Origin of the sequence: Brevibacillus sp. AG (genome assembly GCF_028369215.1) — a bacterium.
Lineage (GTDB): Bacteria > Bacillota > Bacilli > Brevibacillales > Brevibacillaceae > Brevibacillus > Brevibacillus porteri.
The window spans coordinates 272,851-287,174 of the sequence record NZ_JAQMYO010000006.1 but is presented as its reverse complement, the minus strand read 5'-3'; the positions used below and the strand labels follow the sequence as shown (position 1 = coordinate 287,174).

The 14,324-nt window shown below is 45.4% G+C and carries 17 protein-coding genes; 4 read left to right on the top strand and 13 right to left on the bottom strand.

Annotated features, from left to right (window positions below):
- The first annotated feature begins 85 nt into the window (after positions 1-85).
- Entirely contained in the window at positions 86-376 is a 291-nt protein-coding gene (locus POF51_RS17700; protein WP_069848659.1) for a hypothetical protein, read from the top strand.
- A 30-nt stretch (positions 377-406) separates the two neighbouring features.
- Here the strand turns inward: POF51_RS17700 and POF51_RS17695 are convergent, their stop codons facing one another.
- From POF51_RS17695 to POF51_RS17680, 4 genes are all read right to left on the bottom strand, one after another.
- Positions 407-1,027, bottom strand: coding sequence for a hypothetical protein (locus POF51_RS17695; RefSeq protein ID WP_017251339.1), 621 nt, complete (start codon positions 1,025-1,027; stop codon positions 407-409).
- Positions 1,028-1,069: 42 nt separating this feature from the next.
- Complete coding sequence (locus POF51_RS17690; RefSeq protein WP_007716752.1) at positions 1,070-1,429, bottom strand: hypothetical protein; 360 nt, start codon at positions 1,427-1,429, stop codon at positions 1,070-1,072.
- A gap of 392 nt (positions 1,430-1,821) precedes the next feature.
- On the bottom strand, positions 1,822-2,205 hold the full coding sequence (locus POF51_RS17685; RefSeq protein WP_271755803.1) for a cupredoxin domain-containing protein: 384 nt from the start codon (positions 2,203-2,205) through the stop codon (positions 1,822-1,824).
- Between the two features lie 120 nt (positions 2,206-2,325).
- Positions 2,326-3,120, bottom strand: a complete 795-nt coding sequence (locus POF51_RS17680) for a metallophosphoesterase (protein WP_069848662.1) — start codon at positions 3,118-3,120, stop codon at positions 2,326-2,328.
- Between the two features lie 225 nt (positions 3,121-3,345).
- On the opposite strand from POF51_RS17680, the gene POF51_RS17675 reads away from it, so the two are divergent.
- The gene (locus POF51_RS17675; RefSeq protein WP_271755802.1) at positions 3,346-3,771 is read left to right on the top strand and encodes a hypothetical protein; all 426 of its coding nucleotides are present in this window, start codon (positions 3,346-3,348) and stop codon (positions 3,769-3,771) included.
- Positions 3,772-3,797: 26 nt separating this feature from the next.
- Here the strand turns inward: POF51_RS17675 and POF51_RS17670 are convergent, their stop codons facing one another.
- The 5 genes from POF51_RS17670 to POF51_RS17650 all read right to left on the bottom strand — a co-directional run bounded on the left by POF51_RS17670 (position 3,798) and on the right by POF51_RS17650 (position 7,779).
- Positions 3,798-5,279: a DUF4153 domain-containing protein gene (locus POF51_RS17670; RefSeq protein WP_069848668.1), complete on the bottom strand. Its 1,482-nt coding sequence runs from the start codon at positions 5,277-5,279 to the stop codon at positions 3,798-3,800.
- A gap of 119 nt (positions 5,280-5,398) precedes the next feature.
- Positions 5,399-6,316 carry a hypothetical protein gene (locus POF51_RS17665; protein WP_069848671.1) on the bottom strand — a complete coding sequence of 306 codons (918 nt, stop codon included), beginning with the start codon at positions 6,314-6,316 and terminating at the stop codon, positions 5,399-5,401.
- The gene (locus POF51_RS17660) at positions 6,291-6,875 is read right to left on the bottom strand and encodes an RNA polymerase sigma factor (RefSeq protein WP_069848674.1); all 585 of its coding nucleotides are present in this window, start codon (positions 6,873-6,875) and stop codon (positions 6,291-6,293) included. The genes POF51_RS17665 and POF51_RS17660 overlap by 26 nt, the downstream gene beginning before the upstream one ends.
- 175 nt (positions 6,876-7,050) lie before the next feature.
- Entirely contained in the window at positions 7,051-7,410 is a 360-nt protein-coding gene (gene erpA, locus POF51_RS17655; RefSeq protein ID WP_017251346.1) for an iron-sulfur cluster insertion protein ErpA, read from the bottom strand.
- A gap of 147 nt (positions 7,411-7,557) precedes the next feature.
- Positions 7,558-7,779: an aspartyl-phosphate phosphatase Spo0E family protein gene (locus POF51_RS17650; protein ID WP_017251347.1), complete on the bottom strand. Its 222-nt coding sequence runs from the start codon at positions 7,777-7,779 to the stop codon at positions 7,558-7,560.
- A 336-nt stretch (positions 7,780-8,115) separates the two neighbouring features.
- On the opposite strand from POF51_RS17650, the gene mqnE reads away from it, so the two are divergent.
- A complete protein-coding gene (gene mqnE / locus POF51_RS17645; RefSeq protein WP_017251348.1) occupies positions 8,116-9,219 on the top strand; it encodes an aminofutalosine synthase MqnE in 1,104 nt (367 codons plus the stop codon).
- A gap of 105 nt (positions 9,220-9,324) precedes the next feature.
- Here the strand turns inward: mqnE and POF51_RS17640 are convergent, their stop codons facing one another.
- On the bottom strand, positions 9,325-9,588 hold the full coding sequence (locus POF51_RS17640) for a YuzB family protein (protein WP_069848677.1): 264 nt from the start codon (positions 9,586-9,588) through the stop codon (positions 9,325-9,327).
- Positions 9,589-9,761: 173 nt separating this feature from the next.
- On the opposite strand from POF51_RS17640, the gene POF51_RS17635 reads away from it, so the two are divergent.
- Positions 9,762-10,829 carry an NAD(P)/FAD-dependent oxidoreductase gene (locus POF51_RS17635; RefSeq protein ID WP_069848679.1) on the top strand — a complete coding sequence of 356 codons (1,068 nt, stop codon included), beginning with the start codon at positions 9,762-9,764 and terminating at the stop codon, positions 10,827-10,829.
- Between the two features lie 220 nt (positions 10,830-11,049).
- On the opposite strand, the gene POF51_RS17630 is transcribed toward POF51_RS17635, so the two are convergent.
- From POF51_RS17630 to POF51_RS17620, 3 genes are all read right to left on the bottom strand, one after another.
- Complete coding sequence (locus tag POF51_RS17630; protein ID WP_069848682.1) at positions 11,050-12,279, bottom strand: AAA family ATPase; 1,230 nt, start codon at positions 12,277-12,279, stop codon at positions 11,050-11,052.
- 10 nt (positions 12,280-12,289) lie between these two features.
- Entirely contained in the window at positions 12,290-13,159 is an 870-nt protein-coding gene (locus POF51_RS17625; RefSeq protein WP_069848684.1) for a tetratricopeptide repeat protein, read from the bottom strand.
- Positions 13,160-13,583: 424 nt separating this feature from the next.
- Positions 13,584-14,186 carry a carbon-nitrogen hydrolase family protein gene (locus POF51_RS17620; protein ID WP_244521772.1) on the bottom strand — a complete coding sequence of 201 codons (603 nt, stop codon included), beginning with the start codon at positions 14,184-14,186 and terminating at the stop codon, positions 13,584-13,586.
- Positions 14,187-14,324: the final 138 nt, after the last annotated feature.

Below are 14,324 nucleotides of genomic sequence, written 5' to 3'. Positions count from 1 at the left end.
GCTGCGACAGGGATTTTTCATTCCATTGCATAACCGCTTTTGTTGGCGTGCACAGTAGAAGCAACAACGAGGAGGCGATTACGCATTGAATCATCTCTGCCCAGTTTGCAATGGCTTCACACCGCTCCAACAAACCTGTTCAACGTGCGGTCAAGCTCTGCAAGATGCAGGCCGTCTGTATGACTTTTATGGGAGCTACAGCCCTTACCGGGAGATAGACGATGCCAAGATGGACAACGGCTACATAGATCGTACGCGCCACCAATGCGTCCATACAGGCTGGTGTCCCTCCTGCCAAACCGAACAGGCGGTCTTCCTGGATGAATGGACCCCCGCTATGCTTGTAACCGATATGAAAAAGGACGCGTACCAGTAAGTCGGTCACGTCCTTTTTTTGTTCGAAACGTTATTTTTTCTTCATGGCCAGCTTTTCCGCCATGCGAGAATTGTTTGCTTGCATTTGTTCTAGCATTTGCTGGAGTGACTCCTTAATCTTGGCTGTATCGCCAGATTCGATCGCCGAGTCAAAAGCTTCGTGTGTTTTTTTCATTTGCTCGATCCGAGCTTTTCGGGCGTCACGCTCTTCTTTTGGCCCCATGTTTTTGTCTTTCCATTCCTTGAACTGCTTTTCCATCTGTTCGTTGGTTATTTCGCCCTTTTTCACTTGTTCATTCAGCTTGTTAATCAGTTGCTTCCGTTCTTCACGCTTCGCCTGCCACTTCGGGTCGTCACTCAGCGCCTCGAACTCGCTCATTAAACGATCGCGTTCTTTAAACGTTGCCTGCCATTTCTCCACGCTATCCGGTGCATATTTTTCCGCTAGCAAGAGCATGTACATTTTTTGATGAACGCCTCTATTGGAGCTGTTTCGCACCTTCATGTGCTTCTCTCCATGCTCATCATGGCTGTGAGTCGGCTTGATCACCTGGGCAACAGTTGCCGATACATCTTGGGCCAACGCAACACCTGGCATGGCGAGACCCATTACCAGCGCTGTTGTCATCATTCCTTGCTTCCACATCTTCATACGATTCACTCCTTCTGGTAGAAAACGTCTATCATTGATCCGTTAAAAAGGGCGCAACTCTTCTCTATCCAGCCCCAATAGCTTTACAAGACCCATTTGCTCGAGATCACTTTTTGTTTTTTCGGTGCCATACTGATAAATGAGTTGGTAGATGGCCCTCAGGTTGTCATCGTATTCGTCGTTGTCCCGATCCGGCATGTCAGACCATAGTGTATGCCCATGCATCCACATCATGAAATCCCCATGGACGCAGTTATTGAACAAGTCTCGCATCATGCCTACTTGAACATCGGTCGCTTCGATCTCAAAATCGTACGTGGCAGAGCCTTTTTCATCACGGATTTCTGCCACTGTCGTTCCTGCTTGTAAGGTCACGTAGTAGTGTTTCTTATCCAGTGTCACTCATCTCCTTTTTGGATCGCATCACCGACTTGAAAACTTTTCCTCCTTACCTTGTGCAAAAATCTCGAAAACATGTATATGACAAGCAAAAAAGCCCTCCGTCATGGGAGGACTTCTGCCTATTTCCTGCTTAGCCTATCTGTTACGATCGATCTTCTTTCCGCAAATTATGCCCGGTGTTCTCTCCCGTTTTCGGAGGAGTGCTACGTGAGCCGGCGGATGCTTCTGTTGGACGTTTGTCTTTGTTGTTGTGCTTGGACATGTGGTTCCCTCCCTTACTCGTGAGTGGCTACCCATGTAGTATGTCCCTACCATTGAAATGAAAAAACACCTTGACCCGCTATGCAGGCCAAAGTGCTTGTTTGTTGTTATATTCCAATAAGAGAATCGAATTATTTCACGACTAATTTTGCAACCATTTTTCCATGATCCGGTCCACAGATCACGTTGCAAAAGATGGTGTACTCACCAGCTGTATCGATTTTCATCGTTTTGCTGCCATCTTTTTGCATGTCTACATCCAGCCCTTGGATACCAATACCGTGAAAGCCTTCTGTCGACTTGAAGTTGAGCGTGAACTCTTCGCCAGCTTTTACTTCAAAGGTTTCTTGATTGAATTTCCAGTTACTACCTTCGATATTCACTTGTGTGCCAGTAGTCGCTGCAGGAGCCGCTGCATCCGTGCTAGCAGCTTGATCCTTGCCTCCGCCGCATGCTGTAATCAACATTGCAGACAATGCAACTGAAGAAACCAACAGACCCCACTTCTTATTCACTTTTGACCCCTTCTTTCTTCTTTTTCTACACTTCCATCTTACTCGATGAAATCAATCCAAAATCTGGGATCGTGTGAACGAACAGTGACGAATTGGGGAACGATTGATGAACACGAGCACTCATGATCGATTGATCCCGTATACCGTGATCTCTGGAAAGCAATTCAGCCGGACTGGCAGTCTTGAAGTACCAAGCCCGCGACTGATGCCAAATACGCCAACGGATTGATCCTCTTTTTGCCCCACATGAAAATGCTTGTAGGCACCAACAGTCCAATTGAATAAGCGAACTTGACCCCCATGAGTATGTCCGGTCAAGAGAAGGTCAGCTTTCAAACTCTCACTGTGAATCAATGAGACTATATTGGGAGAGTGGGCCAAAAATATCGTCAAGTTCGCCTGCTGGATCTCTTGCCTAGGACGCCGTTCATTGCCGTAAATCGAATTATCGAAGCCGTATATCCAAATGCAACTGCCGTCCTTTTCGATCACGGTACTCTCGTTTTCCAACACTGTCATTACCTGTTGCCAAGCTTCTTTTTGGGAATGGAAACCAGCAGCGGAATAGGCCTTTTTGCGAAATCTTCCTGCTTCTCTCTCGTAATTGCCAGGGACGAAGAATATCCCATCCTCGCTCTTTATTTTCGCTAGCTCATTCAACACACGTGTCAACTGCCCCCTGTGCTGTGTCAAATCCCCCGTCACTATCACAATATCCGGATCATAAGCATTCACCAGTTTGTGCAACTCTCCATTCAAAAAGCGTGTTCGTCCATGGAGATCAGACAGGTGAATCAAAGTAAGGGGAGATACACCAGGTAGTGTCAGCTTCACTGTCGTTGCTTTGACATAAATCGTATGATAGGCCAAAAATATCATTCCCATCAGGATACACAAAACAATCGTCGTCATCATTTTGGAACAATTCCCCTTCTCACCCGTCTTATGGTTAATAGGAGTGGATCAGTCATGATGCTTCAAAAAAATCGTGGTACCATAGCAGTTCTTTTCTCGATAGCGATTCTTTTTACCTTTTTCATCCACCCTTTCCCTGCGTCAGCCTGTAGTTGTGCCAGACCTCCCGACACACTAACGGCAAAGAACTTGTCTGCTGCTGTTTTTACAGGGAAGGTGCTACAGGTGAATGAGCGTACAGACTGGATTGGTATGCTTTCGTTTTGGGATAAACCCGTTCGGGAAGGTTTTGACGTTATGTTCGAGGTACAGTCCACTTGGAAAGGAGGAGATCAGCAACAAGTCTTGATTGTCACCGATGGGCTTGGAGGCGCATGTGGCATTCCTTTTCAATTGGGGCAAGAATATCTTGTCTATGCGTCTTATGGGGAGCTAAATGAGCTAGAAACCAACATCTGTACACGAACAATCCTCAAAGCAGATGCAGGAGAAGACTTGCAAGTATTGGGGTCTGGTACAGTACCTGTCCCTTCAGCAAATCTCAATTGGAATGATTATTTAGCCATAGTTATTGTTATTGTTATTGTCATCATCATCTCAGGAGGAGTCTTGTTCTACCTCTTTTGGTTCCAAACAAAACGGAGACGATAATCACCTCGTCTCCGCCCTCATTAATTTCATGGAAGATAAGCCTTTGCACGATACTCCGAGAGATTAAAGGACTGCCAGCTATTGTCCTCATACAAAATCTCTTTTCGCTCCTGTAGCATCTCCATAAACCTCTCTTCTACCTTTTTATCCCGCACAAGCTCCATAACCACTGGTATGGCGTCATAAGACAGCTCGCTCAAATACTCGATGTCGATGTGTCCAGTCGCATGATAGCGCTGTACATTGTTTTTGGCAATGATGACGTCCATATTGATGTAATTCAGAATGACGTAACTCACTAGTGTCACAATCGCGTAATACTTGATCAGGGAGAAACCGTCGCGCCAAATTTTCAAGAGAGCAATGATAAACAACACAAACAGAAATATCATGAAAACGTGAGCTAACAGCCGCGTATGCGTATATCCGTAAGCATCCTCATACAGTGAGAGGCGAAAATAGGCGGACACGAGCATGAAACCTGTGCAAATCGTCAGCATACTCAGCAGAACTTGAATGATCCGGTAGAGCATTGGTTTTGCCCGTGATGCAAAGTGCATCGAACATAGGAGAATCAAGAAATTAATAACAGTAACCGTCACCAGCTCATTGAAGCCATTTCTAGCATACTCGGCGTACGTCAATTCATCTGGTAAAACTCGCTTCGCCCCGCTGAACAAATACGATATCTGAATGTATGTAAACGCTGTGTACACCATATTGATGATCGCCAGAATCGTTACAAGGATAACCCCGTCCCAGACGATCTTCTTTTCATCTTCAGGCACAGGCAATTCCACTACTTCTTCTCGTTTCCCGAAAAGAGAATACATGTAAGCAAACACGAGGATCGTAATGATCGCGATTAGCATCATTCGAAAGATTGCTTCAAGTGAATGGACATCAATGACCCTACGCGGTATTTGACCCAGAAAATGTCCAAACACACTATCCGCATTCGAGAGCAAGGAGAGTACAATCACCAGCAGAGGCACCGAGATGCCGATTCCGATGAAAACCTTCTTCATCACCCCATACTTCTCCTGATTCACCCTACCCTTGATCCATTCCTTTGACAACCTAAAAGGCATCCGCATATACTTCGGGGTGTAAAGGAGCAGCATCTCCAACATCTCCATGAAAAAGCCTGCCTCGTACCATTTCGCTTGATGACGCTTGGTTATCAGGATCGTTTGGATCACGAATAAAAACGGAATCAGTAACAGGTTGAACAGATGAAAATGCGGATTGGAAAATAGAAAAAAAGTAAAGGCCAATAGAAAAATCGGAAGCGTCCATATCCAGTCGAATACTTGCTTTCGAGAAAAGCGTATAGGAATGCGTTGCCTAGCCTGCCAAATAAAAAGACCATACAAGCCGATTACGAACAATAGATAAGAGATGCCAAATCCTTTACCGTAAAACATCCAGTCAAACAGTAAGCCGATCCCAAATGCCCCCAGCAATAGCCACTGTAAGCCTTTTTGTTCTTGCGTAACATCAGCCACCTTTTTCACTCCTTACTCATGCTTTTTCCTTAAAAAAGTCAAGAGCAGACTCCCATAAGGAGCTGCTCTTGTAAATACGCGCGTATCTGGATAAATGTTACATTTTTGGTTAGGTGTATTTATTTTAAATTCTGGGCAATCATCAGTAAATCTTTTTTCGTCAGAACAGGATTCATGGCAACCACTTCGATGAGTCTATTCTTGTCCTCTTGATAGACCTTTACGACCTTTTCTTCGGTTCCATCTATTAGCTTGCCAGCTATATACAGTCCCTCATAGTTTTGCACTCTCACTTTTTCTACGATGGCATCCTGCCCTGCTTCTTCCTCGATGTATTTCACACCTTCAAAATTCGTGATGGCGATGTATACGTCCCCGTCCCGCTCTTTTCCTTCACTCCCTTTGTACAACGTATAGACTCTATCAAAATTTGACTTAGGAGATACCTTTCGCACAACGATTTGCTTCTTCTCGTTCTCTGCTTCCTTGTACATTTCTTCGAATAATTCTGCTTGGCTATAATCAAATGGGTAATTTACATGCCCATTTACAAATTTGTAACCACCCGCTAGCTCAGCTGGTACCTCATAAAAGCTCCCCACTTCTTTCTGTAGTGGCCGTGTGGATTCATGAATAACAGGAATATAGGTGAAAGAAACACGTTTTTTCGGATTGTCTGGGCCAGCCATATATACAGCTGCTCCCTCTCCTTGCTTAAGCGAATCCCTTACATCTTGAAAACTCTTCCAGTTTCCAGATTTACTTTGCGGTTGTGGAGTAGCAGTCTGCTGCACTTTTACAACGGCTTCCCCTTTTTCATTCTTCAATTCGTATACCTTCATGGCTGCATAAGCGGATGTTCCCCCAAACACAAGAATCGCTGCGACAAGTAATCCCAATCTTTTTTTCACTTGCTTCCCCTCCGACCTCATTTTTTGTTCCTTCATTTTTTGAAGGACCTGTTCCTTGACATCGAAATCATCGGCGGCGGCAGTTAACTGTTGTTTCCAATCATCGGGTTGCTGAGATCGAGTCATGTCTATCACCGCCTTCATTCACGAGCATGTAGGATTTGCACTTTTTCAATGCCCGTTCATACTGTTTGCGCAGCGTAGCTGGCTTCGTATCAAACAACAAGGCCAGCTCGTCGTAGCTTCGGTCTTCCACCACACGCAAAATCAGGAGATTGCGCTCCTTTACAGATAGCTTTGCTATTGCTACATGAAGAGGGTTGTTCAAATACTCCGTATCTTCTACCTTCTTTTCTCCCTCATGGCGACTGACCGTCTGAATCCCCGCTCGCAAAAAAGTGAACACACGATTCAGCTTCGCTCTGTTTAAGAGGTTCAGACAATGATGATACGCAATCTTATACATCCATGCTGAAAAAGAAACAGTGTGCCGATAGCTGTCCAGCTGCTCGAATGCTTTCAAGAAAACCTCCTGGACAGCATCCTCCGCTTCCTGTCGGTGTCCCAGCATGTGATAGCAGTACACGAACAACGGCTTTTGCATCTCATCGATGATCAAACCAAATTGGTCGATATCCCCGGCTCTGACCTCCTTTAGCGCTTGCTCCATTTCGTTATGATCCAATCCCTCTCACCTCCGATTCGCACGTATAACAAACAAAAGCGTCATTTTGTGACATGATTTGGAAATTTTTTAACCGAATACTCCCAACAAAAAAACCTCTTCAACTCATGCGCAATATCTGCACAAGTCAAAGAGGTTTCTATTACTCTTAATCACCAAATACTAGCAAAAGGCCTTAGTCGTCACATTTCTCCGCTTTACCTTCAGCGAGTGCCGTCTTAAACGAAGATCCACAGCCACAAGAAGCGACTGCATTCGGATTCTCGATGGAGAAGCCTCCGCCCATCATCGATTCCTTGAAATCAATCTCTGTACCTTTAATGTATGGGTAGCTGTCCTTATCGACAACAATTTTCACACCGTTTTGCTCGAAGGTCTCGTCGCCTTCTTTTATCTCTTCGTCCCAGCCCATCCCGTAGGTAAAGCCGCTGCAACCACCAGTTCTGACACCTACCCGTAAAAACACATCGGGCTTACCTTCTGCTGCCAGCATTTCTTTTACTTTCAGACTGGCGCGCTCTGTCAATGTAATCATGCTTCTTTCCCTCCTTCACAGGCTCATTATTCCTGCACTTGTTACAACCAGTATATTCAGTTTACTAAGAAACGCTTCTTCCCACAAGGTTCCCCTGCACTTTACGCGTTCATTCTTTTCAAAATAAAAAAGAAGGGTTTCCCCTTCCTATGCAAAATGTGCATTGTTTTCCATTAGATAAAATCTATAAGCTTTCTTCCGGTTCCCTGCCTTAGACAGACTATGATCGATCTGGTTCAGTTCGTTGTGTAGTTGATCAATTTGTATACTGTATTCGAGGACATCTGGATGATCTAACCCAAACTCTAACCCCATATATACCATACGCTGTCGAAGGAGTTCGATTTTCTCGAGCAAAACGTCCCGCATTTGAAGCTCCTCCTAGTAATAGATCAGGATTTCTTACTATATTTTACAAGAACAGCTAGAATTTCGCAAACAAAAATTCCTTTATTTCCGAAAATATACCAAAAATACGACGGTAATTGTTTTATTTTTACATCCGCAACTTCCTTCTAGAGAGTTGGAGAACTTATGATATTGTTCGTACTTACCAAGAGGTTTATAATATAGGTGCTCTTGTTGCCCGAGATTTACTCTATTCCTAAGAGCCTTTCCACTCCCATGGAACGAATATCGATTGGGTATGACTGGATTAAAGCTCTTTCATCTAAGAACCATTGACTTTGAAAGGAAGTGTTTGGAATGGCGCTTGAAACGATTGCCATACAAGACAAATCTCTCGCCGGAATCGCAGAAAAAGTTATGCATGGCGAAAGACTTACCTTGGAAGACGGTGTCACCCTTTTTAATTCCAACGATCTTTTGACGATTGGACAATTGGCTAACGTTGTTAACTATCGCAAGAATCAGGATAACGTTTACTTTTTGCAAAATCTGTACATCAACCCAACGAACGTATGTGAAGCTCATTGCAAATTCTGTGGCTTCCGCCGCGATGAAGGGGATGAGGGTGCCTACACGATGAGCACAGATGAGTTGCTTCATTATGTAGAAACTCGCTTCCATCCAGGTATCCGTGAATTCCATATCGTTGGCGGACATAACCAGCACAAGCCATTTGAATACTACCTCGACACCATTCGTACCTTGAGAAAAGCGTACCCGGATGTGACGATTAAATCGTATACAGGTGCAGAGATTGAGTTCTTCTCCCGCATTTCCGGTCTATCCATCCGCGAGGTTTTGCAAGAGCTGATGAAAGCTGGTCTTCAAAGCCTTACGGGTGGTGGCGCTGAAATTTTGACTGAGCGCTATCGTATGAAAATGAGCCCGGAAAAAGCAAGTACAGACATGTACCTGCAAGTACACCGCACAGCTCATGAGTTGGGCTTGAAAACACATACCACCATGCTGTACGGCTCCATCGAGACATTGGAAGAGCGCGTGATTCACATGCTCCGCCTGCGCGAGCTGCAAGATGACACAAACGGCTTCATGGTGTTCATTCCATTGGCTGTTCAACCGATCAAAGCAACAGCTGGTATCAAACGCCGCAACTCTGCCATTGATGATTTGAAAACAATGGCGATCAGCCGTCTGATGCTCGATAACTTCCAGCATATCAAAGCATACTTCATCAACATCGGTACCCAGCTCACACAACTTTCTCTGCAAATGGGAATTTCCGATGCTCACGGAACCTTGATCGAGGAGCGTATCAGCCACTCAGCCGGTGCACTTACCCAGCAAGCTCTGACTGTAGATGAGTTGGTTTGGTTGATCAAAGGCGCAGGAAAACGCGCGCTGGAACGTGATACCTTCTACAATGTGATCAAAGAACATTAATCCATGAAAAAAAGCTGATGCTCCCTATCACTTGGGCATCAGCTTTACTATTTTGAAACATGCACGGTTGATCATGCTCCCCAATGAACATCCTAAGAGAACAACCTAAAGAGGAAAATCTGCATCCAGCAGTTCTTCTTCCTCGCGTAATTTCTTCTTGATTTTCACCAGTAATTCATCGGCTGTTGGAGCTTGTACCAATGTGCCGTTTACGAGCGCGAATGGCTCCATGTAGCATTCACCGCAATACCCCAGACAGCCGTACTCGAGTACATCCACATCCAGATCAGGATCATTTTCCAATGCATCCACGACGGATTGCGTATAGGAGGAAACATTGCTCGCGCAAAATTCTACTAGTGGTTTCATCTATTGTCACCTACCGATTATTTCGACATCATCACGTACTTTATTGTACCGCGACTTTGATAAAAATCCAGCGGAGAAAACGGGAAAAAGATTCTGCTTGCATTTTTAGTGAAAGAGACTAAAAATAGAGTGGGTGCTGTAAAAAACGGACAGAAGAAAGGACTAGACCTTCTATGAAACGACTTGTGATCCTTGGAGGAGGATACGGGGGTCTTCGTATTATTGAGCGAGTCCTGTCCCCTGATTTACCAGATGACGTGTTTATAACCCTCGTAGACCGTATGCCGTTTCATGGCTTGAAAACAGAGTATTACGCTCTGGCGGCAGGTACTACACCGGAATCTCACCTGCGTGTTAATTTTCCAAACGATCCACGCCTGACCGTCAAATACGGTGAAATTGCTGGTGTGGAATTGGACGAGCAGGTCGTCAATTTTGCTAACGGGGACACCCTCTCCTACGATTGGCTTGTAATCGGATTGGGTTGTGAGGATCGTTACCATGATATCCCTGGTGCTGAACAATTTACGTGTTCGATTCAATCCATGGGAGCTACCCGCAACACATACATGGCAATCAATAATGTGAACCCATACGGCACGGTTAGCGTTGTGGGTGGTGGTCTTTCCGGGGTGGAAATGGCTGCTGAGCTACGCGAGAGCCGTCCCGACCTGAATGTACGCATCATCGACCGCGGTCAAAGCATTTTGAGCCCATTCCCGAAAAAGCTTCAGGAATACGCATCTCAATGGTTCATTGAGCACGATGTACAGCTTGTTTCCATGGCAAATGTCACTAGCATCGAGCAAGGGATCGTGTACAACCACAACCAGCCTGTTGAAAGTGATGTTATCGTATGGACAGCAGGTATTCAAGCGAACAAAATCGTGCGCTCTCTACCGATCGAAACAGATAACATCGGACGCGCCAAACTAAATCAGTATCATCAAATCCAATCCCATACGAACGTGTATGTGGTAGGTGACTGTGCAAGTACCATCATCGCGCCGAGCGCACAAACAGCTGAGATCCAAGGCGAACAAATTGCCTTGATGTTGAAAAAAGACATCAAAGGTGAGGAGTATCCAGCTTCATTGCCTGCTCTCAAGCACAAAGGCTTCCTCGGTTCCCTCGGCAAAAAGGAAGGCTTTGCCAGCATGGGAAAAATGTCTCTGGTCGGTCAGATGGCTCGTGTCATCAAGAGCGGTCAGCTATGGATGTACAAAAAGCATATGGGATAAAGCACAAGCCTGTTGGCCGGATGGTCTAACAGGTTTTCTTTTTGTATAATCTAAGGAACCTGGCGGGCTGATGGAGATCGGCGAATCCTTCATAGAAACATGATTTCGTGAAGGAGAAGAAGAAACCAATCTGATCATTAAGGCCCTATAATTCGCACAATAAAACAACAAAGCTTATTCCAGACTTTCTTTTGGAATAAGCTTTTTGCTTAGATTTATATCAAATTCGTTTATAACGCGATAAGAATGACTCTACATCATTGTACAGCCCGCCCTGATTGGCATATTTCACGTAATTTTTGACTGTTCGCAGCCAGTCAATGGTAGAAGGATGTGTGGATGCAATGGATTGCTTCAAATCATTCATCTGGATTGGGCGTTCAACACCTGACTTCATAATTTCCGCGATCACCATTTCTGTAGCAATCTCGACGACATTCTCGATGTCTGCCCCAGAATACAGGTCCGTTTCCTTGGCTAACCAGTCGTAATCGATCTCAACCACTGGACGTTCGGCCAGCTTGATTTGAAAAATTGTCTTCCTCGCTTCTTCATCTGGAGGTGAGACAAAAATCATCTTGTCGAAACGACCCGGACGTTTAAAGGCAGGGTCTACATCCCATGGCATATTGGTCGCACCGATGATGAGCATCTTATCTGTGCTGGTATCAATCCCTTCGATCTCGGTTAAGAGCGTATCAACAACTGTCCGCATCGTATTAGACGAAGCACGGCTGCGATTGTAACCGAGCGCATCCATTTCATCGAGGAACAGGACACTCGGCTTGTTCGCTCTCGCAGACGAGAAGATCTCTCGGAGGTTTTGCTCACTAGCGCCGATATAAGGATCGAGAATATCCGAAATATGTATGGGCACAAAGCGGGCACGGCATTCCCCTGCTGTGGCTTTGGCAATGAACGTTTTCCCGCATCCTGGAGGCCCATACAGGAGGATTCCACCCCCTATTTTTTTCTTGAAGAGCTCGAACAGTCCAGGAGACACAAACGGCTTGATAATTTTCATATGAATGGCATTCTTCACTTCGTGCAAACCACCAACATCCTCGAAGGTCACGTGATCCTTCACCTTATCCCGTCTTCCTACTTGTCCGCCAGGAATGACTTGAAATGAATTGTGGTCATCATGAAGTTGTTCCTGGTTATCCACTTCTTGGGTAGCTTCTGAGGCTCCTACCATAGCCTTTTGTGGCATGGAGCGCTGGTTAATGGAAGACTGGCTAGATGTAGTGTTTGCAGAAGCAATCTTTCCTAGCTCTACTATGATTTGCTGCTGAAGTGCATGATCGCTATAACGAAGCGCCTGGGTGAACGCTTGCAGCGCTTCGTTATTTTTGTTAATCTGCGCATATTCCAGACCTAACAGATACCATGCAGACCCATTTTCCGGATTGCTTTCTGCCATTTGCTTGACGACATCGATTTTATTCAAACGAAACTCCTCACTTTACAAACAATTTATAAACAAACCCCGAAATCCACGTGTAAACATTAAAGATGAGCAGAAAGAGAAGAATAGCCCCAAATGCTGGTGGATACAAGTAAATAGCCAGTAAAATGAGCCCCACACTCGTTACCCATGAACCAATAGGTCCTCCCAGCTTACGCACAATCCGGTTCGGAAAAAATAGGAAATGGGTCTCCTTTTCAATTCCGTCCAGAAGTTCCTTTACTCGCGAATTTGTCGGGTCTAGCATAAAAGCTTGGACCAGAGCTTCCTTCGCTGTTTTGTAATCATCTCGAAAGTAAGCCTCTTCTCCAATTTTGATTAGCTTGTACAAATCGTCTTCGGCTCCTTGCATATACCCTGCCAGCGCTTCGTGCTTCTCTTTTTTCTTTCCGTCGATCATGCACATATAAAACTGGTATTGCAGCACGGTTGAGTCCATCGGGTCTAGGCGTTTCGCTTCTTCCATCAGCAGCCTGGCCTTTTTTAGATGGCCCGTCTCGTACATCAGGAACGAATACGTAGCAATGATACTCGGTTCGCTGGGGTTTAAGGACAACGCAAAAAGCATCGCCTGCTCCGCTTCATACCATTCTTTTTGCTGTATCAGAATCAGTCCAAGGGTATTATATACATATTCTGTGACCAAGCCCTCATTGATGGCGTATGTACAAAGCTCATAGGCTTCTTCGTAATTGTCCAGTTGGTATTCACAATATGCCATCATATACAGCAGTCTGGGATGCGTTGCGTTTTTGGCCAATACCTGCTTAAATTGCTCTCTTGCCTGTTCATAGCGCCCCATCTCATAGTAGTGCTCGCCAAGCTGATAGAGGACAGAACTCTCCAAAACTTCAAGATCCATATAATAACGGCACTCCTTTTACTATATAAGCCACTTCGAGCATCCTGCCTACGAAAGAGCACCCAATAGCTGTTTGGAGCATTGGCTGTATTGTGGCATGGATTCCTTTATGAACCTTATATCTTCGTTCCATTAAAAAGTAATACGCAATCCCAATCCATGTCCCTAAAAAAAATCGGAGTATCCCTAGTGGTAAGACGAAATAAAGAATAATTCCCACTACCAAAATGATGCTACGCCACAGAGGGTTAGCCCGTAACCATACTGCATTTTGCATCCCCAACACAAGCGCGGGTAAAAAACCACCAATCATACATGCATACAGATAAGAGGTCAGATTGTACGATTTGGTTTCATAGTTTACACCAGGCTTCAGACTCGGTTGAAACAATTCTGGATTCATTCATTCACACTCTTTCTTTAACTAATCAACCAACTCAGGCTGGAAGCGCTGGGCCAATAATCGTGTCGCTCTCGCAGGATCAATCTCATACACGAGCAGTTCCTCGCTCCCTGAAGCTGCGACACACAGTCGTTCCCCCGTAGGCGAAATCAAAGCCGTCGTCACCTGTTGATTCGGAATCGCGTAGTTCACGCTGGCAAAGTAGATGTTGTTTTCCAAGCTTCGGCAAACCATTGCCCCGTTGTAAAAATCGGGATTGCTGACTTCCCCTGTAAACATCGGATGGAAAACGATGCTTGCCCCGCGGCGTGCCGCCCACCGTACCGTCTCTGGATACCGCCATCCTTCATGACAGATGACAATTCCAAAAGCCACGCCTTCCATTTCAAACAACTGGCGCCCTTCACCAGGAACATAATCGAACAGATCCTCATCTGGATCAATCTGATTTTTGATTTGCATCCCGAGGTCTTCTCCACTTTTTCCGATGACAAAGGCGACCAGATGATACCCGCACTCATCCTTCCATTCTATCGGCAAAATCACGGCGAGCTTGCATGCCTTTGCCATCGCACGAATCTCCCCTAGTGCTCCCAGCTGAATCTGGTGATCGTATGCTTCCACTTCATAGCCTACTCCGCGCAGCCCCGGAATGACGGATTCAGGAAAGGAATCAGATCGCAGTTGTGGTTGGCGGCATTTCTCATCTGCTGCTTAATGATCGCAAGCCCCTCCGCCGCTGATTGGGGAAACCTCGTCTGG